This window comes from Streptomyces sp. NPDC104381 (genome assembly GCF_055583745.1).
The window spans coordinates 21526-46565 of sequence record NZ_JBVJNK010000009.1 but is presented as its reverse complement, the minus strand read 5'-3'; the positions used below and the strand labels follow the sequence as shown (position 1 = coordinate 46565).

The window sequence follows — 25040 nt, the reverse complement described above, 5'->3', positions numbered from 1 at the left end:
ACACGTACGTACGTTCGTCAATGCCTGGGCGGCCCGTTCACTCGTGATCGGGCCGCCCTACCTCGTATTTCCCTCCAATGCCACATCCCGCGTAACCAAGTCACTCCATCGGCCGTTTGCGGGCCACCTGCCCGCCCGCGAGCGACCCCTGGATGTGTTGTGCCCCGGTTCAGTGTCATCGTGCCCGCGTACCGGGTCCAGGCGTATCTGCACGCGTGTCTCGACTCCGTGCTGAACCAGTCCTTCAAGGACTACGAGATCATCGTGGTCGACGACTGTTCACCGGACGCCTGCGGCCCGATCGCCGATGAGTACGCCGTACGCGACCCCCGGGTCAGCGCCGTCCACCTGCCGCACAACTCCGGCCTGGGACCGGCCCGCAACGCCGGGGTCGCCAGGGCCACCGGGGACTACCTGCTCTTCCTCGACGGCGACGACACCTTCGCCCCCGAGGCGCTCCAGGCCATCGCCGACCGCCTGGAGACCACCGGCGGACCCGACGTCCTGGTCTACGACTACGCCCGTACGTACTGGTCGGGCGAGAGCGTGCGGAACACGTTCTCCCAGCACCTCGCCGAGACCGGCCCCGCCTCCTTCCGGCTCACGGAGCGCCCCGAGCTGCTCAAGGTCCTGATGGTCGTCTGGAACAAGGCGTACCGCCGCGAGTTCGTCGAGGCCGAGGGCTTCACCTTCCCGCCCGGCTACTACGAGGACACCCCCTGGACCTACCCGGTGCTGATGGCCGCCGGGTCGATCGCCGTGCTGGACACCGTCTGCGTCGGGTACCGCCAGCGGCGCCGGGGCAACATCCTGTCCACCACCACCCTCCGGCACTTCGACGTCTTCGACCAGTACGACCGGGTCTTCGCCTTCATCGACGCCCGGCCCGAACTCGCCGTCTGGCGACCGGTGATATTCCGTCGGATGCTCGACCACTTCTCGACCCTCTTCACCTCCCGGGGCCGGTTGCCGCGCGGCAGCCGGGCACAGTTCTTCCGCCGGGCCCGCGCCCACTGCCGCCGCTACCGCACCCCCGGCGCCCCCGCCCCCCGCCGCGCCCGGCTGCGGCACGCGCTCTTCCGGCTGGGCGCCCACCGCACCTACCGCGCCCTGTGGGCCGCGCAACGCCTGCGCGGCCGGCTCGGACGCGCGGCCTCGACGGCGCGCCGGGCGGTGCGCGGCGCGGCGCTCCAGCTGCACTACCGCGTCCAGCTGCGGCTGCCCGTGCGCGGCGGGGACGCCGTGTTCGCCGCCTACTGGCACCGCGGCTACACCTGTAGCCCCGCGGCGCTGGAGGCCACCGCCAGGGCGCTCGTGCCCGGGCTGCGCACCTCCTGGATCTGCCACCCGGAGGACGCCCACACCGTGCCCGACGCGACCCGGGTGCTGCACCCGGGGACGGCCGCGTACTGGACGGCCCTGGCCCGCTCCAAGTACCTCGTGAACAACGTCAACTTCGACCGCCGGCTGGTGAAGAGACGCGGCCAGGTGCTGCTCCAGACCCATCACGGGACCCCCCTGAAGACCATGGGCACCGACCTGGTGCACCACCCGGCGGCGGCCGGCTCCATGGACTTCGGCCGGCTGCTGCGCAACGTCGACAAGTGGGACTTCTCGCTCTCGGCCAACCAGCACTCCACCCTCGTGTGGGAGCGCACCTATCCGTCCGGCTACACCACGCTGGAGTACGGCAGCCCCCGTAACGACGTCTTCCACCGCACCGGCCCCGAGGAGACCGCGCGGCTGCGTGAGCGCCTCGGCGTCCCGGAGGGCAGCCACGCCCTGCTGTACGCGCCGACCCACCGCGACTACCGCCGCGCCCAGCGGCACTCCCTGGACCTGGAGCAGCTGGTCCGCGTCCTGGGCCCGCGCTTCGTGATCCTGGCCCGCTCGCACTACCTGGACGCGACGGCCCGGGCCACCGCCGGCCACCTCCGGCACCCCCGGATCATCGACGTCAGCGGCCACCCGTCCGTCGAGGAGCTCTGCCTCGCCTCCGACGCGCTGATCACGGACTACTCGTCGCTGATGTTCGACTACGTCAACCTGGACCGGCCGGTCGTCCTGCACCTGGAGGACGCCCAGGCCTACGAGGCCGCGCGCGGCACGTACTTCGACCCGGCGGCCTTCCCGCCCGGCGCGGTGGCCCGTGACCAGGAGGAGCTGCACGAGATCTTCGCCACCGACCACTGGCGCGGGCCACGGTCCGCGCAGCGCCGGGCGGCCTTCCGGGCCCGGTTCTGTCCGTACGACGACGGGCACGCGGCGGAGCGGGTGGTGCGGCGGGTCTTCCTGGACGACACCTCGGGGCTGCCGCTGCCCGCCCCGCAGACGGACCTCGGGGCAACCGGGGTACCACGGCAGGTGCCCGTGCGGGAGTACACCAACGGGTGAGCCCCACCGGGGCGCCCCGGGGTGCCGACCGCCCCGGGGCACCCGTTCGTTCAGCGCTCCAGGAACGCGAACAGCTCGTCCCAGCGGCTCATGATCTCCGCCTCGGAGAACCGCTGGACGTTGGCCCGCGCCCGGTCCCCCATCGCGTCCCGCATCCGGGGGTTGCCGGTGAGCCGGAGCAGCCGGTCGGCGAGCGCCCCGATGTCGCCGGCGGGCGCCAGCAGCCCGTCCTCGCCGTCGCGCACGATCTCCCGTACGCCCGGCGCGCAGTCGAACGCCGCGCACGGCACCCCGCTCGCCATGGCCTCCAGCAGCGCGAGCGGGAACCCCTCGCCGCGCGAGGACTGGACGAAGACGGAGGAGCCGGCGAGCGCCCCGGGGACGTCGTCCGTGCGCCCCCGCCAGCCGACGGAGGAGTCCAGCCCCAGCTCGGTGCAGCGGGCCCTGAGCTCCGCCTCGTCCTCGCCCGTCCCGTACACGTCGAGCCGCCAGTCCGGGCGCTGCGGAGCCACCAGCGCCCAGGTGTCCAGGAGCATGTCGATGCCCTTCTGGTCGGTGAGCCGGCCGATGCTGGCGACCGACTTCTCGCTCCGGGGAGAGGGCAGTTCGGGCAGCGCTGCCAGCGCGTTCGGCATGAAGCCGACGTTGTTCATGCCGTCACCGGCCCATGTGTCGGCGTCCTCCTCCGTGAGGACGAGCCAGCGGTCGAGCGGCGGGTAGTGGTTCTTGATCCAGCGGTAGCGGTGGCTCGCCCGGGAGTAGTCGTACGACTCGTGGCTCATCCCGATGACCCGCAGCCCGCCGGTGTCCGCCTCGCCGACCCACTCCATCGCCCAGACCTGGCTGACGATCACCACTCCGCCGGGCCGGGCGCCCCGGAAGATCTCCGAGAGCTGCTCGACGGCCCGCCGCTTACGGGCCGCGCGGCGGGCCTCCGCCCGCCGTGCCGCGATCCGGAAGCGGTCCCGCACCCCCTTGGGCGCCCACGGCGTCGGGGGGTGCGCCGGGTACAGGGCCGTCACCGGATAACCGGGCGGGTCGGGCAGGGCCATCTTCCGCTCGGCGGCGTGGATACCGATGGTGTGCACCCGGTGGCCGGCCTCCTGGAACACCTGGGCGGTCCGGTGCATCCAGCCGGTCACCCCGCCCAGTTCGTCGGTGCTGTTGGAGACGATGAAGACGTCACGGCTGCGGTTCATCGGCGGGCCTCCCCGGTGCGGGCGGTGCGGGACGGGACGAGGTGCCGGGCGAACACGGTGTCGACGACCCGGCGGGCCGCGTCCCCCCGGTCGTACGCCCCGAACTCCTCGGCGAACGCCGCGCGGCGCTCCTGGAAACCCGTGTCGGCGGTCTTCAGCCGGGACAGCACGGCGAACAGCTCCTCCTCGGTCGCCGTCACCGGCCCCGGCGCCTTCTCCCGCAGGTCGAAGTAGCTGCCCCGCTCGGCCGCGTAGGCGTCGAGATCGGGGGCGAACAGGACAATCGGACGGTCCAGAAGCGCGTAGTCGAACATGATCGACGAGTAGTCGGTGACCAGGACGTCGGCGAGCACCAGGAGTTCGCTGACGTCGTGGTGGCCGGAGACGTCGACGACCGTCCCCGGCGGGCAGGCGGGCAGGCTCGCCGCCTCCAGGTAGTGCGCGCGCACCAGCAGCGTGTACGTGTCGCCGAAGCGCTCCGCGAAGCGCGCGGCGTCCAGCAGGAGCCGCTGCCGCTTGCGCCTGCCCGGACCGCCCCGGAAGGTCGGCGCGTACAGCACGACCTTGCGGTGGTCGGGCAGGCCCAGCTCGGCGGCGAGCGCCGGCCGGGGCAGCCGCCCCTCGGCCTCGTCCCTGGCCCGGGCGGCGATCAGCGCGTCGTTACGGGGGTAACCGGTGCGCAGCAGCGCCGGCTCCGGCAGCCGGTAGGCGCGGGCCAGCGTGCGCTCGTCGTGCGCGGACCGCACGAGGAAGTGGTCGAAGCGCCCCACGGCCTGCTGGAGCCGCTCACGCTGCGGGGCGTTCTGCAGGCGCACCCTGGTCTCGTCGAAGCCCATGCGCTTGTACGCCGAACCGTGCCAGGTCTGGAGGTAGGACGTGCCGGACGGCTTGTCGAGGGTGAGCGGGAACCCCTGGTTGTCGACCCAGTACTCCGCGCGGGCCAGGGCCCACAGATAGCGCCAGGACCAGCGGCGCACCAGCGTCGCGTCCGCCGGGAAGCCGGCCGGGGAATCGGCGTACGACCAGACGCAGCGCAGCCGCAGCCCCCGGGCGCGCACCTCCTCGTGGACGGCCCGGGGGCTGTCGCCGTAACAGGTGCCCATGTGGCTCTCGAAGACCACGGAGCCCTTGCGCACGGGCAGCCGCAGCAGCCAGGTGCGGTACACGGAGGTCTTGAACCCCCTGGCCCGCAGCCCGTCCAGGCGTTTGCGCAGGCCCCGCAGCAGGAGCCTGGCCCGGCGGGCGGGGCGGAAGTGGGTGGCGTAGTGGACCAGTCGGCGGGCCGTACGGGCGGGACGGCGGCGGGCCTCCAGCCGGAGCGCCAGATGGTCCCGGAGCGTGATGTAGGGCTGCCAGGTGTCGCCCGTGACCCGGCCCAGCCGGGGCCGCGCGGGCGAACGCTCCGACGGTCCGACGAGGTCGTGAGCGGCGAAGAGGTCGCTCACCGAGCGGGTCCGGCCGTCCTCGACCACCATCCGCGCGTCCCACACCGTGTCGCGGGGGCCCAGGGGGCGCAGCAGGCGCGTGAGGTCGGCGCGAACCGACCAGCCGATGCCGGTCGCGTCGGGCCGCAGCGTGTCCACCGGGGTGCGGAAGGCGCGGGAGCCGTCGCGCACCCGGAACTCCAGATGTGCGGTGAGCGGGCCGTCCGGGTCGGGGCCGGTGTGCGCGGGCAGGACGAGCCGGCCCTCGATCAGCACGCGACGGCCCTCGGCCTCGTAGCGGGTGAGCCTGTTCATCAGCTTCAGCTCGCCGAACGCGCGGTACCGATGGCCGAGTTCCGTGACGTCCAGCACCGGGTCGGGGCCGCCCGGCCAGTACACCCGGCCGTCGTCCCCGGTGATCAGGGGCGCGGCCACGGTGCCCCTCCTGCGCAGCGCGTACGCCGCGGTGAGCACCCCGTCCGCGTCGCCCCGCTCCAGCAGCCGGACGCCGACGCGCTCGACGGGCGGCAGGGTCAGCAGCGCCGGCTCCGGGACGACCTCGGGCAGCACCCGGGCCGCCGTCGCCGCGAGGTGTTCGCGGGCGGCGCCGGGCCGTTCGGGGAAGGTCCGCACGAGCGGCACGAGGTGGTCCAGCAGGAACGCCCGGTCCCGCTCCTCGCACAGGTCCGCCAGCCCCTGGGCGACCAGCACATGGCGGACACGGCGGTGCGCCTCCACGAGACCGGCGAGGTCCCGGCCGGCGTCGGGCACGGCCCGCCCGGTGACGATCCTGCGGCGTACGAGCGCGATCCGGCCGACCACGGACGCCGCCAGGGGGCCGAACGGGATCCCGCAGTGGGTGAGGTCCTCGTCGTAGCGCAGCCCGTGCCGCTCCAGGGCGTCGCGCCGCAGACAGAACCCGGTCACCAGGGCGTCGTGCACGACCAGTTCGGGGGCCTCGGCGAACCGGCCGACGGTGCGGGAGCGGGCGAACAGCGTGTGCTGCCAGGAGGGTTCCCGCTCCTTCGTCCCGTCCCCGGTGCACCGGCTCCAGCGGCCGGCGACCAGGTCGGCGCGGGTCCGCGCCCCGGCCTCCCAGAGGTTGCGGCAGGCGTGCTGCTGGAGGCGTTCACCGACGTCGAGGACGAGGACGTACGTGCCCCTGGCCGCGTCCAGGCCGGCGTTGCGCAGCGAGGCGACGGAGTCCGTACCGGGGTCGAGCAGGCGGACGCGGTCCGGGGAGCGTCCGGTGAGCGCGCCGGCCGCCGCCCGCAGCGCCGCGGGGGCGCCGGAGGGCAGGACGACGAGTGCCTCCACCGCGCGCAGGCTCTGGTCGAGCACGGACTCCACGGATGCCGTGAGGGCCTCCGGCCCGCCCTCACCGGCGGTGATCACACAGCTGAAGTCGGGCGTGCTCATGCCTGTGCCCCCTTCAGCATCCGGTCCACGACCCGGGCGGCCGCCGTCCCGTCGTCGAGATCGCAGAACGACTCCCGGAAACGGGCGTACGCCTCACGGTGGCCCGCCGTAGCGGCCTCCGGGTCGCGCAGCGCCTCGACGACGTCGGCCGACCCGGTGATCAGCGGGCCCGGCGCCCGGTTCTCGAAGTCGAAGCAGAAGCCGCGCAGGGTGTCGCGGTAGTGCTCCAGGTCGTAGGTGTGGAACAGCATCGGCCGGCCCGTCTGCGCGAAGTCGAACATCAGCGACGAGTAGTCCGTGACCAGCACATCGCTGATCAGCATCAGCTCGGCGACGTCGGGGTACCGGGACACGTCGCGGACGAAGTCGCTGGAAGGGACGCTCCCGCCGACCAGGTAGTGGCGGCGCACCAGCAGGACGTGGTCGTCACCGAGCGCCTTCCGCGCCTGGTCCAGGTCGAGCTGGAGGTCCAGCCCGTACAGCCCGCTCTGCTTGGGCCGGTCCTCGCGCCAGGTGGGGGCGTACAGGACGACGCGCTTGCCCTCAGGGACGGCGAGCCGCTCCCGGACGGCGGCGGCGACCTTCGCCCGGTCGGGCGCGTACAGCAGGTCGTTGCGGGGGTAGCCGCACTCCAGCACCTCGCCCGTGTGGCCGAAGGCGCGGCGCAGGACGGGGGTGGAGAAGCGGTTCGGCGAGACGAGCACGCTCCACTGGGCGGCCCTGTGCGGCATGGACTCCATGTACGCGGTGTCCGCGTACGGGGTGCCCGCGAGGTCGCGGCCGATGCGCTTGAGCGGGGTGCCGTGCCAGGTCTGCACGACGAACTGCCCCTCCGCCCGCTCGAACCGGTCCGGCAGCTGGGTGTTGGTGACGATCCACCGGCTGCGGGCCAGCGCCTCGTACCACTCGGCGCTGTGCAGGGCGACGGCACGCACCCCGGACGGCACGACGGCCTGCTGGTCCCGCACCACCCAGAGGTGCTGGACGCCCGTGCCGCGCCGGACCAGCTCCTCGTGGACGGCGCGGGGCGAGTCGGAGTACTGGCGCCCGTCGAAGCTGGAGTACAGGACGGTGTCCCGGAGCTCCCTGCCGATCAGGCCGCCGTACCACTCGCGCAGCCGGCGCTGTCCGTACGCACCCCGGTCCTCCGGGGCCAGGGCGCTGCCCGACCGCAGGGAGAGCCGGTCGTGGAAGCGCCGCTCCAGGGTGAAGGCACGCCCTCCCGACTCGCGCGCCAGGGGCAGCCCCGGGTGCAGCTGGTGCACCACGCGCAGCGGCACGTAGCGCTCCGGGTCCGTCTCGCCCTGCGACCGCAGGAAGGGGTACCAGCGGCCCTCGGCGAGCGGCAGCGTGCCACCGGCGCCCTCGACCGCCCAGGGCGTCAGCTCGGCGCGGAAGGCGGCACCGGTGCGTTCCACGGCGAAGGCGTTCTCCTCCTGGTGGCCGCTGTGCCGAAGGACCAGCTCGACCGGGCGGTAGCGCACCGCGGGGAAGGTTCCCTCCAGGACGAGACCCGTGTCGTCCGTCCAGGTCACGCCGGTGACCACGGGCCGTACCTCCCGGTCGGTGAGCACCAGGTCCCCGGAGGGGTTGGCCGCGGCGTAGACCTCGCGGCCGCCGGGCAGCGGATACCGTACGGCGTCGGTCTCCGGCCGGGCCGCGACCGTCAGCCGGCGCCCGCCGCCGGACAGCTGGACGCCCCAGTCGCCGTCGGAGCCCCGGAACGCCACCAGCGGCACCTCGGCGAAGACCGTACGGCCGTCCGTGCCCTCGCCGTCGACCAGGGGGAACTCCCTGGTCTCCTTCGTACGCCACTCCTGGATCCGCAGGGCCGTCGGCACCTCACCGTCCAGCACGCGCACCGCGATCCGGATGCCGTCCCCGGTCTCCGTCGGCCCGTGTCCGGCGAGCACGGCGTCGACCCGCTCGGCACGCAGCTCCAGCTTGTTCCCGGAGAGCAGCGGGACGACCCGGGTGCGCTCGTCGACGTACCGCACGGCGGGGGCCGCCGGGTTGCCGATCAGCCGCATCGGGCCCCGGCGGGGCCGCCCCGCGCCGACGACGAGGGATTCCAGCTTCCAGAGGGTCTTGGTGCCCCGTGCCGTGGCCCGGGTGAGGAGGCGGCGCGGGTCCACCACGGTCTCGAAGCCCGACCGCTCGTAGCGGTGCGCCGAGCGGCCCGATCCGGCGGTCGCCTCGTCCGTCACCGTCCGACGCATCCGGAGCGGGATCAGCCGGCGGCCCGACCTCAGCCAGCCGGCCCCGGCCGACCGCCCGGGGGCGTTGCGGACGTACGCGTACCCCTTGAGGTGCAGCAGCCCGTCGCGCCACACGGCCTCGGTGAGATGGGCGTGCACGGGCAGGTCACCGGCGGACAGGGCGGTGACCTTGCGCGGCAGGGGCCCTTCTACGCCGGGGTACTGGGCACGGGGCCGCAGCCGCCCCCGGACGTGGAAGGTGTCGCGGTCGGTGGACTCGTGGGCCAGGAGCGCGAGCAGCTCCGCCGTCCTGCGCTCCCGGATGAGCTGCCACTTGACCCGCAGATGCAGGGGCAGCGCGTCGAGGACGGCGGGTTCGACGGTCGCGGCGAAGGCGTTGGCGTGGGTGAGGAAGGCCTCGTGGAAGCTCTCGTCGCCCTCCGGGAGCGCCTCGATGAACAGCCACAGGTCACCGGAGAGCGCGTGCTCGTCATAGCGCCGCTTGGCGTCCGTCATGCCCCGGTCGGCGAGGAAGCGGCTGACCGTGGAGACCGCAGTGACCCGGTCGCGGATGCCCCGGGGCACGGCGCGCCGGGTGGTGATCGAGCCGTCGCGGTCCCGCCAGTGGTAGACGGGCTCCGCCACCACGTCGACGCTCCGGGCCAGGAAGTGGGCCGGCAGGACCACGGCGATGTCCTCGTACAGCACACCGGTCGGGAAGGCGAAGGCGTGCTCGTCCCAGAAGGACCTGCGGAACACCTTGTTGCACGCGATGCGGTCGCCGAGCAGGATCCAGTCCCGGGTGACGTGGGTGGCCCGGCGGGACCTCTCCATCGGCCTGCGGAACATCGGGGACTGTTCGAGGGCGCCGTTCGCCCGGAGCCTGAGCACGTTGCCCGTCGCGAAGTCCGAGCCCGACGCGTCCAGTTCGCCGAGCATCCTCGCGAAGGCGTCCGCCGGTACGACGTCGTCGCTGTCGACGAACGTCAGGAATTCCGCGTCCGGGTGGGCCTGTGCGGCGCCCGCGTTGCGCGCGGCGCCGAGCCCGGCGTTCTTCTGCCGGATCAGCCGGAAGCGCGTGTCCTTCCGGGAGTACTCCATGGCCACGTCCGGACTGCCGTCCGTCGAACCGTCGTCGACCATGACGACTTCCAGGTCCGTCAAGGTCTGCCCGGCCAGCGAGTCCAGGCAGGCTCCGAGGTACTCCTCGACGTTGTAGAGCGGGACGACGACGGTGAGACGGGGTGCCATGGCGCTGCGCACGATCCTTCCGGACGGACGAACGGACTTCCTGCATGGGGAACGAGCCCCGTGCCGGGGAGGCACGGGGCTCACGACGGGACGCTGCCCGCACGGGCCTTGTCGGGCTCAGGGTTTGACGGCGATGCGGCCCTCGTCCATGCGCAGCAGCAGGAGCCGCTCGCCGGTCTCCTCCAGGAACTCGTCCACGGCCTGGCGCGATCCCTGCCAGTAGCCGTAGTCGTCGATCAGCAGCACCCCGCCGCTCACCAGCCGGCTGTACAGGTGCGTGAGCTCGTGCTTGGTCGAGGCGTACCAGTCGGTGTCCAGCCGGAGGATGGAGATCTGCTCCGGGGCCTGCTCCGGGACGGTGTCCTCGACCTTGCCCCGTACGTAGTGGACGCGGTCCTCCGGGTACGGGACCTGCTCGAACCCCGCCCGTACGTCCTCCAGGGAGGCCACCGCCCAGATGGGGCGGTCCTTGCCCTGGGCGTCCAGCAGTTCCCGGGCCGGCCTGCCGTCGCGGCGGAGGTCCTCGGCGGTGGGCGGCGTCATGCCCTCGTACGTGTCGAAGAGGTAGAGGTCGCGGTCCGTCTCACCGAGCGACAGCAGGGTCTTGGCGCAGGCCTGCATGGAACCGCCGCGCCAGACACCGCACTCGACGATGTCGCCCGGGATGCCGTGCCTGACGATGTGCCGGGTCGCGAGGACGAAGGCGTTGAGCCGCTCCGGGGAGGTCATCGTGTACGGCTTGACCGCACGGATGATGTCCTTCGCCTCGTCGTCGTAGTCCGCGGGGAACTGCGGCGGCTTCTTGGCCGCGGCCTTCGGGGCGGGCCGCTCCGCCTGCTCCGGGGCCGCCACCGGCGGCTGCGCGGGTGCCCTGCGGGGGGCGGGCAGGGTCGCGCGCCTGAGCTGGTATCCGGTGAGTTGCTGAAGGACGCCGTTGACGGCGTTGCGCCAAGCCATGGGGCGGGACAGTACGCGCGTTTTGCGGCTCATGTCATCTTTCGTCAACCTGTAGTTGATGCGACCGTACGGCTGTCCGGCCGCCCGCAGCGCCCCCGTCCGTCCAGGGGACGCGGCAGCGGCACCCGGTCCACTCCGCCGGCCCGGTTGGCCCACCACACCGCGGTCTCCCGGACGGCGAGGTCGGCCAGCGTGTTCTTCAGCCGGGTCACCGGACGGCGGTCCGGCATCGGCCTGCGGAAGACGCCCACCGAGTCGCCCCAGTAGGCGGCCTCGGTGTCGATGGACGCGTAGTCGTGCCAGATGCCCTTGGCGGGCGGGAAGTCCGTGTAGGCCTCGCGGAGTTCGAGGCGGGAGTGGGCGGCCATCGCCCGGAAGCCGTCGGGGTAGTAGCGCCAGCAGTCCTGCGCGTCGTGGGCGTGGCCGCGCGAGGGCGCGGTGATGAAGGCGTGGCCGCCGGGCTTGAGCACCCGGGCGATCTCCATCATCGACACCCAGAAGAAGGGGATGTGCTCGAACGCCTGGCCGGACAGCACCACGTCGGCGCTGCGCGACTTCGCGGGGATCCGGTAGGGCCGGGTCATGACCGCGTCGACGTTGGGGCCGTCGAGGACGTCGACCCCGAAGTAGTCGATGTCGTGGTCCGCGAGGAGCCCGCGGTGGGTGCGGGTCTGCTTGCCGGAGATCCGTGAGCCGAGGTCCACGACGCGGTGCCTGCGGGACCTGGGCAGATACTCCTCGATGCAGAGCTGCATCTGCTCGTAGGCGGACCGGTGCATGAGCTTCTCCCAACGTTGCCGTGTGCGCGCGCTGTTGAGCACAACGACGGCGGGGCACGGAGGGGTCGCCCCGTACGGGTGACCCGGTGCCCAGTGCGAAGGCGCGACGGCCCGTTCAGTCCGGAGGCGTCCCGAAGAGCCGCCGCACCACCCGCTCCGCCGCGTGTCCGTCGTCGTACGGGCAGAAGCGGCGGCGGAAGGCGGCGCGCAGCACGGCGGACTCCGGAGACCTCCAGGCACCGCCGCACAGCACCTCGTGCAGCTCGTCCTCCGTGGTGGCGACCGCCCCCGGGGTGTCGCCCGGGCGGCCGGACAGCAGGTCGACATAGGTGCCGCGCGCGGCCCGGTAGGCCTCCCAGTCCGGCACATAGGCGACGATCGGCCGGTCCAGACAGGCGTAGTCGAACATCAGCGACGAGTAGTCCGTGATCAACGCGTCGGAGGCCAGGAAGAGTTCTTCGACACGGGGGTGGCCGGTGACGTCGAGGACCCGGCCGCCCGACGCCGTCCCGGCCGACCTCCCGTAGAAGTAGTGGGCGCGCACCAGCAGCACGCAGCCGGGCCCCAGAGCACGGGCGAGGCGCTCCAGGTCGACCCTGGGGAGGAAGCCCTCGCGGTAGTCGCGGTGGGTCGGGGCGTACAGCAGCACGGTCGCCCCGGGCGCGATGCCGAGCTCCGCCCGGATCTTGTCGCCCTGCTCCGCGGTGGCGTCGCACAGGACGTCGTTGCGCGGGTATCCGTACGGCAGTTGCTCGTACGAGGAGGGGTAGGCCCGGTCCCAGATCTCGGTGCTGTGCGGGTTGGCGGAGAGGCTGAGGTCCCACTGGTCGGTGTGGGCGACGATCCGTTCGAAGCTGACGCCCTTGGTGAGGGCCGGGTACGGGAGCTGGTCCAGGCCCATCGTCTTCAGCGGGGTCCCGTGGTGGGTCTGGAGGTAGATCTGGCCGGGCCGTTTGGTGAAGCCGCCGGGGAAGCTGGAGTTGTTGACGAGGTACGTGGCGGTAGCCATGGTCCGCCAGTAGGCGCGGGACCCCTCGATGACGTACGGCACCCCCGGGGGCATCCGGTCCCGGTGACGGGAGGAGACGACCCAGACGCCCCGGATGTGCGGGGCCAGTTCGCGGGCCTTGGTGTAGACGGCGGCCGGATTGCAGGCGAAGCCCCTGTTCCAGTAGGCCCCGTAGACGGCGAGAGCGGGGTCGAGCGGCCGGCGCAGATCGGCGCGGTAGACGGCGCTCATCGCGCGGGAGCGCAGCGCCTTCCTGCCCGTGCGTGCGACGGCTCGCGCCCGGGTGCGCCCGGCGCGCACCGCCTCACCGCCCCGGTGCGCGGCGTACCGGCCGGGGAGCCCGGCCGCCCGGAAGAACGCGGCACGGTCCCCGGGGGCGATCCGCTCCGGGTCGTCGAGCACGGCCGTCAGGTGCGCGGTGCGCACGGCCGGGACCCGGTGGTCGCCACCGGTCCCGGCGGCCAGCCGCGCGTAGGCGTCGATGACGGCGAAGTGCGCCCGGCCCGGCGGCACGGCGGACGTCCCGGGACGGCGCAGCCGGTGGCGTACGCAGATCCGGTCCAGCGAGGCGAGGGTGCCCGCGTCGGAGGCGAGGAACGCGGCCCGGAGCACGGGCACCACATCGCCGTACGGGCCGTCCGTGAAGCGGAGCCGGTGAGCCTCCCAGAAGGCGCGGCGGAAGAGCTGGTTCCGGGCGGCCGGGAGGTCCTCGCCCGGCCGTTCCGCACCCCACCAGTCGACCCGGTCGTGGCCCAGGCGCAGCACGTCGGGCCGGTCCTCCGCCAGCCGCGCGGAGACGTCGGCCAGAGCCCCCGGGAGGAGCAGGTCGTCCCCGTCGAGGAAGAGCAGATACGTCCCGCGCGCCGCCGCCGCCCCGGCGTTGCGGGCCGCGCCCGCCTCCCAGGGGCCGTCCGTGACCAGCACGCGCACCCGGGGATCGCGCTCGGCGGACTCCCGCGCGATGGCGGTGCCGAGATCCCCGTCGGGCGCGCCGACGACGATCACCTCCAGGGCGCCCGGTGGCCCGCTCTCCGCCGGCGACTGCGCGGTCACGGACTCCAGCGCCGCCCTCAGATACCCCTGAGCACGGTGGGCGGACACGACGACGGTGAGGAGCATGGCAGCCGAGCGTAACGGCGGCCTCCGGCCCGCCCTACGGATCTTCACCCGTTCGGGTCAGCGGCGTGACCCGGGGCGCTCCCCCGGGTTGAGCCGTACATGAAGCCACTCCTCAGCGTCGTCGTCCCGGTGCACAACGTCGAGGACTACCTGGAGGAGTGCCTCGCCTCGCTGGGTGAACAGTCCCTGAAGGACATCGAGGTGGTGCTCGTCGACGACGGTTCGACGGACGGCAGCCGCCGGATCGCCGAGGACTTCGCCGCGCGGGACGACCGCTTCCGCTGCGTCCACCAGCCCAACGCGGGCCTGAGCGCCGCCCGCAACACGGGGGTCGCCCACACCACCGCCGGTGTTCCCTACCTGGCGTTCGCCGACAGCGACGACCTCGTCGTCCCCGACGCGTACGAACGGATGCTGGCGTCCCTGGAGTCGACCGGCTCGGACCTGGTGACCGGCAATGTCTGGCGGCTCAACGAGCAGGGCAGGCAGCAGGCCTGGCAGTACCGCTGGCTGACCGCCGACCGCCCCCGCACCCACATCACCCGGGACCCCCGGCTGCTGGCCGACCGGGTCGCCTGGAACAAGGTGTTCCGGCGCTCCTTCTGGGACCGGCACGCCTTCACCTTCCCGGTGGGCAAGCTCTACGAGGACACCCCGGTGATGATCCCGGCGCACTACCTCGCCGGATCGGTGGACGTGCTGCACGAGCACGTCTACCTCTGGCGGGTCCGGGAGGGCTCGATCACCCGGCGGCGCACGGACGTACGGGGTGTACGGGACCGGATCGCGGCCTGCGAGCAGGTCAGCGCGTTCCTGGCGGACCGGGGCGCGGGGCACCGCCTGCGCTACGACATCTCGTGCCTGCGCGACGACTTCGTGTACTTCCTGGAGGGGCTGCCGATGGGCGGCCCCGCCTACCGCGCCGCGTTCATGGCGGACGCGGGCGCCTTCCTCGACCGGGCGGGCGACGCGGCCCTGGCGGGGCTGCCGGCCGAGGCGCGCATCCGCTGGCAGCTGGTGCGGGAGCGCAGGGCCGACGACCTGCTGGCGGTCCTGGACTTCGAACGGGCCAACGGGACGGGCACGTTCGCCGTGACGGGCCCGCCCGGGCGGCGGCGCGCCGTCCACCCCGCGGTCGCGGGCGGCCGGAGCCCGTCGGCGCGCCTGGGCAGGGGCGATCTGCCCGCCGTGGCACGGCTGGTGGAGGCCCGGTGGGGCGAGGACGGAAGGCTGCGGCTGAGCGGGTACGCGTACATCCGCAACCTCCCGGCCCGGGCGGCCCGGCACTCGCTGAAGGCGGGCCTGGTGCGGGAGGTGTCGGGCGGCCGGCCGAGGCCCGTGCCGGTGCGCACGGTCCGCACCGAACGGGCCACCGAGGACTCCGGCCAGGAGCTGCACCACTACGCGCACGCGGGCTTCGAGATGGTCCTCGACCCGGGGCGGCTGGGCCCCGGCCACTGGCTGGTGGGCGTCGTGGTGGCCGGACACGGCGTCGTACGGCGGGCGGCGCTGCGGGCCGTCGAGGCGGCCGCCGCGCAGCCGCTGGTCCACGACCTGGGCGACGGGCTGCGCGCGGTGCTCGGCTACCGGGACGGCCGGCTGGCGCTGTCCGTGACCCGCCTCCCCGCCCTGGCCACCGGCCACCGCCCCGGGCCGGACACCCTGGAGCTGACCGGCCGGCTGTACGGGGACGCCCGGCCGACGGCCCTCGTGCTGACGGGCGAGGGGGGCGCCGAGCACGTCTGCCCGGTGCGGTGCGGGGACGGCTTCAGCACCCGGATCCCCCTTGCCGCGCTCACCGCCGGGTCCGGCGGCCGGTGGCGGGCCGCGCTCCTGACCGACGGCGTCCGCGTGCCGCTCGCCGCGGCCCCGGACCTGGCGCCGCCCGCGTGCGCCGACGCGGCGGGCGTCCTGGTGGTGGACCCGTCCGGCGAGCCGCGCCTGGACCACGCGGAGGCCGCTCCGGACGGCGGGCTGCGTATCGGCGGGACCGGGCGCGGGGCGCTGCTCGAACTGCGGCACAGCACGCTGGGCGAGACGGTGGCCGTGCCCCTGCCCGTTCCTGTCGCCGGCCGGGGGCACTCGGACCGGCACGGGGGCCGCTTCACCGCCGTACTCGCGCCGCCTCCCCGCGAAGGCGACTGGGAGGTCTTCCTGGACGACCGGCCCGTGCGTGTGGGGACTGCGCTCGGAGCTCTCCTGCCGCTGCACGCTCCCGGGGGCCGTTTCCGCCTCGACCGCCGTCACGGCGACCGGCTCACCGTGCACGGCGCGCCGGCGCTCGACGACGCGGAGCGGAGCGCGTACCGGCAGGGCCTGCTGCGGACGGCGCACTACCCGGCGCGGCGGACGCTGCCGCTCCGGGACGCCGTGCTCTACGCCGGAGACGCCGGCGACGCGGGCGGGGGCTCCCTTCGCGCCGTGCACGCCGAACTCGTGCGCCGGAGCACCGATGCCGAGCACCTCTGGGTCACCGACGGTTCCCCGGGGGCCGCGACGCGCGTACCGTCCACGGCCGTCCCCGTCGTGGCGTACAGCACCGCCTGGTACGAGGCGCTGGCGCGGGCCCGCCGTATCGTCGCGGCCGGGCAGCTGCCGGTCCGGTTCGAGCGCCGGCCGGACCAGACCGTCGTCCAGACCTGGCACGGCACGCCGCTCGGCCGCTTCGGACTGGACCTCACGGGCACCCTGTACGCCGACCACCAGGACCTCGGCACGCTGGAGCACCGCTCCGCCCAGTGGTCGGTCCTGGTCTCCCCCAGCGCCTACGCCACCCCGCACCTCCGGCGCGCCCTGGGCTACCGCGGCGAGGTGCTGGAGGCGGGCTGCCCGGCCGACGACCTGCTGTGCGCCCCGGGCCGGGACAAGACGGCCGAGCGGGTGCGCCGCGGGCTGGGCGTCCCGGACGGCCACCGGGTGGTGCTGTACGCGCCGACGTACCGCGACCACCTCGCACACCCGCCGGCCCTCGTCCCCCCGGGCTCCGGTCCGCTGTACCGCTGGGACCCGGCGCTCGACCTGCCCGCGCTGGCCCGGTCGCTGGACGGCCGGACCACCGTGCTGGTCCGCAGGCATCCCCGGGTGACGGGCAGCGTGCCGGCGCACCCCGCCCTGCGTGACGTGTCCGCGCACCCGGACACCACCGAGCTGCTGCTGATCGCCGATGTGCTGGTCACCGACTACTCGGGGGTCGCGTTCGGCTTCGCGCACACCGGCCGCCCGATGCTCTTCCACACCCCCGACCTGGAGCACTACCGGGACACCGTGCGCGGATTCTGCCTGGACTTCGAGACCAGGGCGCCCGGGCCGCTGCTCGTCACCACCGAGGAGGTGGCGCAGGCCCTGCGGGCCACACCGGCGTCGGCCTGCCGCCACGCGGAGGCGTACGAGGCGTTCCGGCGGGACCACTGCGGGCCCGCCGACGGTGCCGCCGCCCGCCGCGTCGTGGACCGGCTGCTGGACGAGGGAGGCTCCCCGGGGCCCGTCAGGCCTTGAGGGCCCGGACCGCCGAGGCCGCGAGGTCGTCCAGATACCCCTTGGGCAGGTCGCCCCGGACCACGACGAGCCGCCAGTACAGCGGCCCCACGATGAGGTCCAGCGCCCGGTCGGGATCGCTGCCCTCGGGCAGTTCACCACGCTCCACGGCCGCCCGTACGACCACGGCGGCCACCCCCTGCTGCTGGTCGAGCAGGGCCGCCTTGATGGCCTCGGAGATCTCCGGGTTACGGGCCGCCTCGACCAGCAGGTCGGGGATCACCTGCGAGGCCACGGGGTGACGCAGGGCGTACGCGGCCAGTTCCAGCACGGCGCGCACATCCCCGTACAGCGAACCCGTCGCGGGCGCCGGCATGCCCTGCGCGGCGACGGCCGCGACCAGGTCAAGGACGAGGTGGAGCTTGGACTTCCAGCGGCGGTAGACGGCCGTCTTGCCCACGCCCGCGCGCCGCGCGATGCCCTCGATCGACATCCGCGCGAATCCGACGGCGGCCAGCTCCTCGAAGACGGCGCCGCGGATCGCGTCGGTCACGTCCTCCCGCAGCACCGCGGCACCTGCCGGGGTGCGGCGCCCGGTTCGCCGTTCGGTGGTCATGGCCCGAATGATAGACCGTAACGACGAAACGGTTGCGTTGCGACGTACAAACGTCCTACTGTCGGCGTTGCGACGATACGGTGCCGTCCCATCGAGCCGGATCCGTCCGCCCTGATCCCCCCGCCTCCTGTCGAAAGCGACCGTGGTGAGCCAGACAGCAGCCCCGCCGGCCCCGGTGGACACCGCCTCCCCCGACCTCCTGCCCGTGTACGAACCCGGCGAGCTGGCCGCGCTCGCGGCCCGGCACGGGCTGACCGTCAGCGGGGCCCGGCCGACGCTCGGTGCGTACGTCCGGCAGCTCTGGGGGCGCAGGCACTTCATCACCGCCTTCGCCACGGCCAAGCTGACCGCGCAGTACAGCCAGGCGAAGCTCGGCCAGATCTGGCAGATCATGACCCCGCTGCTCAACGCGACGGTCTACTACTTCATCTTCGGCATCCTGATGGACACCAAGCGCGGGGTCCCCGACTTCGTGCCCTTCCTGGTCACCGGCGTCTTCATCTGGACGTTCACCGCAAGCTCGATCACCGCCGGCACCCGGGCCATCAGCGGCAACACCGGGCTCGTCCGGGCCCTGCACTTCCCGCGCGCCTCCCTGCCGATCGCCCTGGCCATCCAGCAGCTCCAGCAGCTGCTGTTCTCGCTGGCCGCGCTGTTCATGATCCTGCTGGCCTTCGGCCAGTACCCGCGGCCGTCGTGGCTGCTCGCGATCCCGGCGCTGGCCCTGCAGGCCCTGTTCAACACGGGCGTCTCGATGGTCATGGCCCGGCTGGCCGCCAAGACCCCCGACATCGCGCAGCTGACCCCCTTCATCCTGCGCACCTGGATGTACGCGTCGGGCGTCATGTGGAGCCTCGACCACCTGCTCAGCGGCGACCGGGTCCCGCGGCTCGTCCTGCTGGCCCTGGAGTGCAACCCGGCGGCCGTCTACATCGACCTGGTGCGCTTCGCCCTGATCGACAGCTTCACCGGCGCACAGCTGCCCCCGCATGTGTGGGCCGTCGCGACGGGCTGGGCGCTCGTCTGCGGCATCGGCGGATTCGTCTTCTTCTGGAAGGCGGAAGAGAGGTACGGACGTGGCTGACATCACCGACACACGTGTCCCCACCGTCGTCGTCGACGACGTCCACATCACCTACACGGTGAACGGCGCCCGCACCGGACGGGGCAGCGCCACCTCCGCCCTGAACCGGATCGTGTCCCGGAGCCAGCCCCGGGGCGCGCGCCAGGTGCACGCCGTGAAGGGCGTCAGCTTCGCCGCGTACAAGGGCGAGGCCATCGGCCTGATCGGCTCCAACGGATCCGGGAAGTCGACGCTCCTGAAGGCGATCGCGGGGCTGCTGCCCCCGTCGAAGGGCCGGGTCCACACCCAGGGCCAGCCCTCGCTGCTCGGCGTGAACGCCGCCCTGATGAGCGACCTGACCGGCGAGCGCAACGTCGTGCTCGGCGGCCTGGCCATGGGCATGACGCGCGAACAGATCCGCGAGCGCTACCAGGACATCGTCGACTTCTCCGGCATCAACGAGAAGGGCGACTTCATCACCCTGCCCATGCGGACGTACTCCTCGGGCATGGGCGCCAGGCTGCGCTTCTCCATCGCGGCCGCCAAGAGCCACGACGTCCTGCTGATCGACGAGGCGCTGTCCACCGGCGACGCCAAGTTCCAGCGGCGCAGCAAGGACCGGATCATGGAGCTGCGCGAGGAGGCCGGCACGGTGTTCCTGGTCAGCCACAGCAACAGGTCGATCACCGACACCTGCGACCGGGCGATCTGGCTGGAGGCGGGCACCCTGCGCATGGACGGGCCCGCCAAGGAGGTCGTCGCCGCGTACGAGGAGTTCACCGGGCCCGCGAAGCCGAAGAAGGCCAAGAAGTAACGCGAAGCCCCTAAAACCCCGAAGCCGTCCGCCGGACGGGCCGATGAGGCCCGTCCGGCGGACGGCTCTGTGACGGCCGTGCGGCCGCCCCGGGTCAGGCGTGCGTACGCAGCAGGGTCCGCATCGTCCGCATGGCCACCGACAGGTTCGCCAGGTCGAAGGACTCCGAACCCCGGATCTCCTCCAGGGTGGAGCGCGAACGCGCCAGGATCGCGGCGTTCTTCTCCTCCCAGTCCTTGAACCGCTGCTCGGGCGACGACGCGCCGTTGCCGACGGACAGGACGTCCGACGTGAGCGCGGCGTGCGCGGCGTACAGGTCCTCGCGGATGGAGGCGCGGGCCATGGACTGCCAGCGGTCGCCCCGCGGCAGCTCGATGATCCGGTCCATCAGCTGGGTGATCCCCAGCCGGTCGGCGAGGTCGTAGTACACCTCGGCGACGGCCAGCGGGTCCTTGCCCGTACGGTCCGCGATCGCCACGATGTCCAGCACCGGGAAGGCCGACGAGAAGCCCGCGACCCGCCCGGCCAGCTCCTCGGGGACACCCACCGAGGTGAGCTCGTCGAGGATCGACCGGTACCACTCGATGTCGGCGCCCTTGAGCAGCTTGGGCAGCTCCGCCCAGACCCGCTCGACCCCGTCCCGGAAGAACCCGACGGTCTCCGCGATCTCGACCGGCTGCGGCCGGTTGCCCAGCAGCCAGCGGGAGCCGCGCTCGACGAGCCGGCGCGAGTGCAGCCGGATCCGGGTCTGGACATCGGCGGCCACCGTGTTGTCGAGCGCCTCCACGGCGTCCCACACCTCGGAGAGGCCGAAGATCTCACGGGCCGCGAACTGGGCCCGCACGATCTCCTCCAGCGACGCCCCGGTCTCCTCGCGCAGCCGGTGCAGGAACGTCGAACCACCGGTGTTCACCGTGTCGTTGACCAGCACCGTCGTGATGATCTCGCGGCGCAGCGCATGCCCGTCGACCGCCTCGGGGAACCGCTCGCTCAGCTGCTTCGGGAAGTAGGCGTGCACCAGCTTCTGCAGGTGCGCGTCGTCCGGAAGGCTGGTGGAGATCAGCTCCTCGGCCGCCGTGATCTTCGTGTAGGCGATCAGCACGGCGAGCTCCGGCTGGCTGAGGCCCTTGCCGTGGTTCAGCAGCTCGCGGATCTGGCGGTCGTTCGGCAGGAACTCCAGCGCACGGTCCAGGTGCCCCTCACGGCCGAGCCTGCGCATGAAGCGCTGGTGGGCGTGGAGGAGGGACGGCGCCTGGGCGCAGGCGTTGGAGAGCGCGACGTTCTGCGCGTAGTTGTTGCGCAGCACGAGCTGTCCGACCTCGTCGGTCATCTCGGCGAGCACCTTGTTGCGCTGCTTGACGGTCATGTCGCCGTCCCGCACCAGGCCGTTCAGCAGGATCTTGATGTTCACCTCGTGGTCGGAGGTGTCCACGCCGGCGCTGTTGTCGATGGCGTCGGTGTTGATCCGGCCGCCGGACCGGGCGAACTCGATCCGGCCGAGCTGGGTGGCACCGAGGTTGCCGCCCTCACCGACGACACGGGCCCGCAGGTCCGCGCCGTTGACCCGGATCGCGTCGTTGGCCTTGTCGCCGACGTCGGCGTTCGATTCGGCCGTCGACTTGATGTACGTACCGATGCCGCCGTTCCACACGAGGTCGACCGACGCCTTGAGGATGTTCTGCATCAGCTCGGCGGGGGTCATCTTCGTGACCTTGGAGTCGATGCCGAGCGCCGCGCGGATGTGCGCGTTGATCGGGATCGACTTCGCGGAACGCGGGTGGACGCCGCCGCCCGCGGACAGCAGGTCCGTGTCGTAGTCCGCCCAGGAGCTGCGCGGCAGGTCGAACAGCCGGCGCCGCTCGGCGTACGAGGTCGCGGCGTCCGGGTCCGGGTCGATGAAGATGTGCCGGTGGTCGAAGGCCGCGACCAGCCGGATGTGCTCGGAGAGCAGCATCCCGTTGCCGAAGACGTCACCGGACATGTCGCCGACGCCGACGACGGTGAAGTCCTCGGTCTGGGTGTCGTGGCCCAGCTCGCGGAAGTGCCGCTTCACGGACTCCCAGGCACCGCGGGCGGTGATGCCCATGCCCTTGTGGTCGTAGCCGGCCGAGCCTCCGGACGCGAAGGCGTCGCCGAGCCAGAAGCCGTAGGAGACGGCGACGTCGTTGGCGATGTCGGAGAAGCTCGCGGTGCCCTTGTCGGCGGCGACGACGAGGTAGGTGTCGTCCTCGTCGTGACGGACCACCTCCGCGGGGTGCACGACCTCGCCCGTCACCATGTTGTCGGTGATGTCGAGCAGGGCCGAGATGAAGATCTTGTAGCAGGCGATGCCCTCGGCGAGCCAGGCGTCACGGTCGACGGCCGGGTCCGGGAGCTGCTTGGCGACGAACCCGCCCTTGGCGCCCACCGGCACGATCACGGTGTTCTTGACCATCTGCGCCTTGACCAGGCCGAGGATCTCCGTACGGAAGTCCTCCCGCCGGTCCGACCAGCGCAGCCCGCCGCGGGCGACCTTGCCGAAGCGCAGGTGGACGCCCTCGACGCGCGGCGAGTAGACCCAGATCTCGAACGCCGGGCGCGGTGCCGGGAGGTCCGGGATGGCCTGCGGGTCGAACTTCATCGACACGTAGCCGTGCGGCTCGTGGTCGTCGGCCAGCTGGAAGTAGTTGGTCCGCAGCGTGGCCTTGATGACGGTGAGGAAGGACCGCAGGATCCGGTCCTCGTCCAGGGAGGCGACCTGGTCGAGGGCCCCGTCCAGCTCCTCCAGCAGCCCGTCCGTCAGCTCCGTGCCGGCCTTCTGGCGGACCGGGGACATCCGGGCCTCGAAGAGGGAGACCAGGAGCCGGGTGGTGTGGACGTTGTTGCGGAGGGTGTCCTCCATGTAGTCCTGGCTGAACGTCGAACCCGCCTGGCGCAGGTACTTCGCGTAGGCGCGCAGCACCATGGCCTGACGCCAGTCGAGACCGGCGCCCAGCACCAGGGAGTTGAAGCCGTCGTTCTCCGCCTCGCCGGTCCAGATGGCGGCGAACGCCTCCTGGAAGCGGTCCCGGGCGTCGTCGGCGAGGTAGTCGCCGTTGCCCGTGGCCTTCTTCGGCAGGCGCAGCCCGAAGTCGTAGATCCAGGCGTGCGTGCCGTCGGAGCAGCGCAGCTCGTACGGACGCTCGTCGACGACCTCGACGCCGAGCTGCTGGAGCGCGGGGAGGACGGCGGAGAGGGAGACCTGCTCACCGGTCCGGTAGATCTTGAAGCGGCGCTCGGCGGGGCCGGCGCCGACCGGCTCGTACAGGCTGAGCGCGAAGTCCTCGCGTTCGCTCTTGAGCTCCTCGAGGTGGACCAGGTCGGCCACGGCGGCGCGCGGCGAGTGGTCGGCCTTGTAGCCCTCGGGGAAGGAGTGCGCGTAACGGCGCAGCAGCTCGGCGGCGCGCTCCTCACCGCACTCGGCGCCCAGCGCCTCCTGGAAGCCGTCGGCCCAGGAGCGGGCGGCCTCGACGAGGCGCGCCTCGATGCGGTCGGCGTCCGCGTCGGTGAGGTGCGGGAGCTCGGTGCCCGGCGGGACCCGGACGACGAAGTGCAGCCGGGAGAGGATCGACTCGGTGTTCCAGGCCGTGAAGTCGACGCTGGTGCCGCCCAGTTCCTCCTTGAGGATGTCGATCAGGCGGAGCCGCACACCGGTGGTGTAGCGGTCGCGCGGCAGGTAGACGAGGGCGGAGTAGTAGCGCCCGTACTCGTCCTGGCGCAGGTAGAGCCGCAGCCGGCGGCGCTCCTGGAGGTACAGCACGGACGTGACGATGGAACGCAGCTGGTCGACGGGCGTCTGGAAGAGCTCGTCGCGCGGGTACGTCTCCAGGATCTGGAGCAGGTCGCGGCCGTCGTGGCTGTTGGGCGTGAAGCCGGCGCCCTCCAGCACCTCGGCGACCTTGCGGCGCACGACGGGCACCCGGCGCACCGACTCGGTGTACGCGGCGGAGGAGAACAGACCGAGGAAGCGCCGCTCGCCGACGACGTTGCCCTCGGCGTCGAACTTCTTCACCCCGACGTAGTCCAGGTAGCTGGGGCGGTGCACGGTCGCCCTGCTGTTCGCCTTCGTCAGGACGAGGAGCTTGTGCTCCCGGGCCTTGGCGCGGGCGTCCGCGGGCAGCCGGTCGAACGACGGGCTCACCGGGTGCGCCTCGTCCTCCGTGTGCTTCGGGTCGGAGCGCAGGATGCCCAGACCGGTGCCGGGGACGGCCGTCAGCGCGTCGGAGTCACGGAGCTCGTACTCCCGGTACCCGAGGAAGGTGAAGTGGTCGGCGGAGAGCCAGCGCAGCAGCTCACGGGCCTCCTCGACCTCCTCGTCGCCCAGCTCGTCGAGCGGCTCCGCGGGGAGGTCGTCGGCGATCCGCAGGGCGGCGTCGCGCATCTTCTCCCAGTCCTCGACGGTCTCCCGTACGTCGGACAGGACGCGCAGCAGGTCGGCGGTGATCTGCTTCAGGTCCGCGCGGTCCGTCTCACGGTCGATCTCGACATGGATCCAGGACTCGACGACGGCGTCGTGCGGCAGCTCGGCTCCGGCCTCCTTGCGGCCGCCGGAGCGCTTCGATCCGTTGCTCCTGGCCGGGTCGGCGAACACCTCGATCAGCTTGCCGGTGACATCGCGGCGGACGATGACCTGCGGGTGGATCACGAGGTGGATGCCGCGGCCCTGCCGGGACAGCTCGTTGGTGACCGAATCGACCAGGAAGGGCATGTCGTCGGTGACGACCTCGACGACGGAGTGGCTGTTCGTCCAGCCGTTCTCCTCGACGGTCGGGGTGTGCACCCGGACGTTCGCGGTGCCCTGCGGGCGGTTCTCGGCGAGACGGTAGTGCGAGGAGGCAGCCCCGAAGATGTCGACCGGGTCGCGGTCGCTGATGTCCTCCGGAGCGGTGTGCAGGTAGTAGCGCTGGAGATAGGCGAGCAGCGGGTCCGGGCCCGCGCCCTGGTCCCGGCCGGCCTCGGTGCCTTCCTCCGCGCCGCTGCCGGCCCCTTCGGCGAGGTGCACCCGGAGGCCACCTCCCGGGCCACCGACACCACCGCCCGGACTGTTGTCAGCTACCCGGGCCGCCCGTGCGAGCAGCTCGGCCTTGGCTTCGTCCAGCTTGGTCTGCATGTCCTCTGGCTCCTGTCGCGCGCCGTTGCGTGACGTAGGTGAAGAAGGCGACGTACCGCCACGACGCGGGGTTTCCGGTCTGGTTCGACGCTATGCCGCCGGGGGAGATTCCCGGGCCCATATCGGCCATGTTCGGCAGACGGCCCGGGACGCGGAGATCGCGCATCGCCCGGGTGCTGTGGCACTCCGGGCGCAG

At 72.8% G+C, this 25040-nt stretch carries 12 protein-coding genes; 4 read left to right on the top strand and 8 right to left on the bottom strand.

The window, feature by feature from the left end:
* Window positions 1-159: 159 nt before the first annotated feature.
* Window positions 160-2394 (top strand): bifunctional glycosyltransferase/CDP-glycerol:glycerophosphate glycerophosphotransferase, encoded by a 2235-nt coding sequence (locus tag ACZ607_RS29210; RefSeq protein WP_469739475.1) that lies wholly within the window; start codon window positions 160-162, stop codon window positions 2392-2394.
* A gap of 50 nt (window positions 2395-2444) precedes the next feature.
* On the opposite strand, the gene ACZ607_RS29205 is transcribed toward ACZ607_RS29210, so the two are convergent.
* The 6 genes from ACZ607_RS29205 to ACZ607_RS29180 all read right to left on the bottom strand — a co-directional run bounded on the left by ACZ607_RS29205 (window position 2445) and on the right by ACZ607_RS29180 (window position 13749).
* Window positions 2445-3593 carry a glycosyltransferase gene (locus ACZ607_RS29205; protein WP_469739473.1) on the bottom strand — a complete coding sequence of 383 codons (1149 nt, stop codon included), beginning with the start codon at window positions 3591-3593 and terminating at the stop codon, window positions 2445-2447.
* Window positions 3590-6436 carry a bifunctional glycosyltransferase/CDP-glycerol:glycerophosphate glycerophosphotransferase gene (locus tag ACZ607_RS29200; protein WP_469739471.1) on the bottom strand — a complete coding sequence of 949 codons (2847 nt, stop codon included), beginning with the start codon at window positions 6434-6436 and terminating at the stop codon, window positions 3590-3592. Before ACZ607_RS29200 ends, ACZ607_RS29205 begins: the two co-directional genes overlap by 4 nt.
* A complete protein-coding gene (locus ACZ607_RS29195) occupies window positions 6433-9885 on the bottom strand; it encodes a bifunctional glycosyltransferase/CDP-glycerol:glycerophosphate glycerophosphotransferase (protein ID WP_469739469.1) in 3453 nt (1150 codons plus the stop codon). Before ACZ607_RS29195 ends, ACZ607_RS29200 begins: the two co-directional genes overlap by 4 nt.
* A 117-nt stretch (window positions 9886-10002) precedes the next feature.
* Complete coding sequence (locus ACZ607_RS29190; protein WP_469739467.1) at window positions 10003-10875, bottom strand: TylF/MycF/NovP-related O-methyltransferase; 873 nt, start codon at window positions 10873-10875, stop codon at window positions 10003-10005.
* A gap of 11 nt (window positions 10876-10886) precedes the next feature.
* The gene (locus ACZ607_RS29185) at window positions 10887-11621 is read right to left on the bottom strand and encodes a methyltransferase domain-containing protein (protein WP_469739465.1); all 735 of its coding nucleotides are present in this window, start codon (window positions 11619-11621) and stop codon (window positions 10887-10889) included.
* Window positions 11622-11736: 115 nt separating this feature from the next.
* Window positions 11737-13749: a CDP-glycerol glycerophosphotransferase family protein gene (locus tag ACZ607_RS29180; RefSeq protein WP_469739462.1), complete on the bottom strand. Its 2013-nt coding sequence runs from the start codon at window positions 13747-13749 to the stop codon at window positions 11737-11739.
* Window positions 13750-13848: 99 nt separating this feature from the next.
* Between ACZ607_RS29180 and ACZ607_RS29175 the strand changes: the two genes are divergently transcribed.
* Complete coding sequence (locus ACZ607_RS29175; protein WP_469739460.1) at window positions 13849-17244, top strand: bifunctional glycosyltransferase/CDP-glycerol:glycerophosphate glycerophosphotransferase; 3396 nt, start codon at window positions 13849-13851, stop codon at window positions 17242-17244.
* On the opposite strand, the gene ACZ607_RS29170 is transcribed toward ACZ607_RS29175, so the two are convergent.
* Window positions 17234-17839, bottom strand: coding sequence for a TetR/AcrR family transcriptional regulator (locus ACZ607_RS29170; protein WP_469739458.1), 606 nt, complete (start codon window positions 17837-17839; stop codon window positions 17234-17236). The two genes, ACZ607_RS29175 and ACZ607_RS29170, sit on opposite strands and share 11 nt — an antisense overlap.
* Window positions 17840-17981: 142 nt before the next feature.
* Between ACZ607_RS29170 and ACZ607_RS29165 the strand changes: the two genes are divergently transcribed.
* A complete protein-coding gene (locus tag ACZ607_RS29165) occupies window positions 17982-18923 on the top strand; it encodes an ABC transporter permease (protein WP_469739456.1) in 942 nt (313 codons plus the stop codon).
* Entirely contained in the window at window positions 18916-19716 is an 801-nt protein-coding gene (locus ACZ607_RS29160) for an ABC transporter ATP-binding protein (protein ID WP_469739454.1), read from the top strand. Before ACZ607_RS29165 ends, ACZ607_RS29160 begins: the two co-directional genes overlap by 8 nt.
* A 94-nt stretch (window positions 19717-19810) precedes the next feature.
* Here ACZ607_RS29160 and ACZ607_RS29155 read toward each other — a convergent pair whose 3' ends face one another.
* Window positions 19811-24844: an NAD-glutamate dehydrogenase gene (locus tag ACZ607_RS29155; RefSeq protein ID WP_469739450.1), complete on the bottom strand. Its 5034-nt coding sequence runs from the start codon at window positions 24842-24844 to the stop codon at window positions 19811-19813.
* Between the last annotated feature and the right edge of the window lie 196 nt (window positions 24845-25040).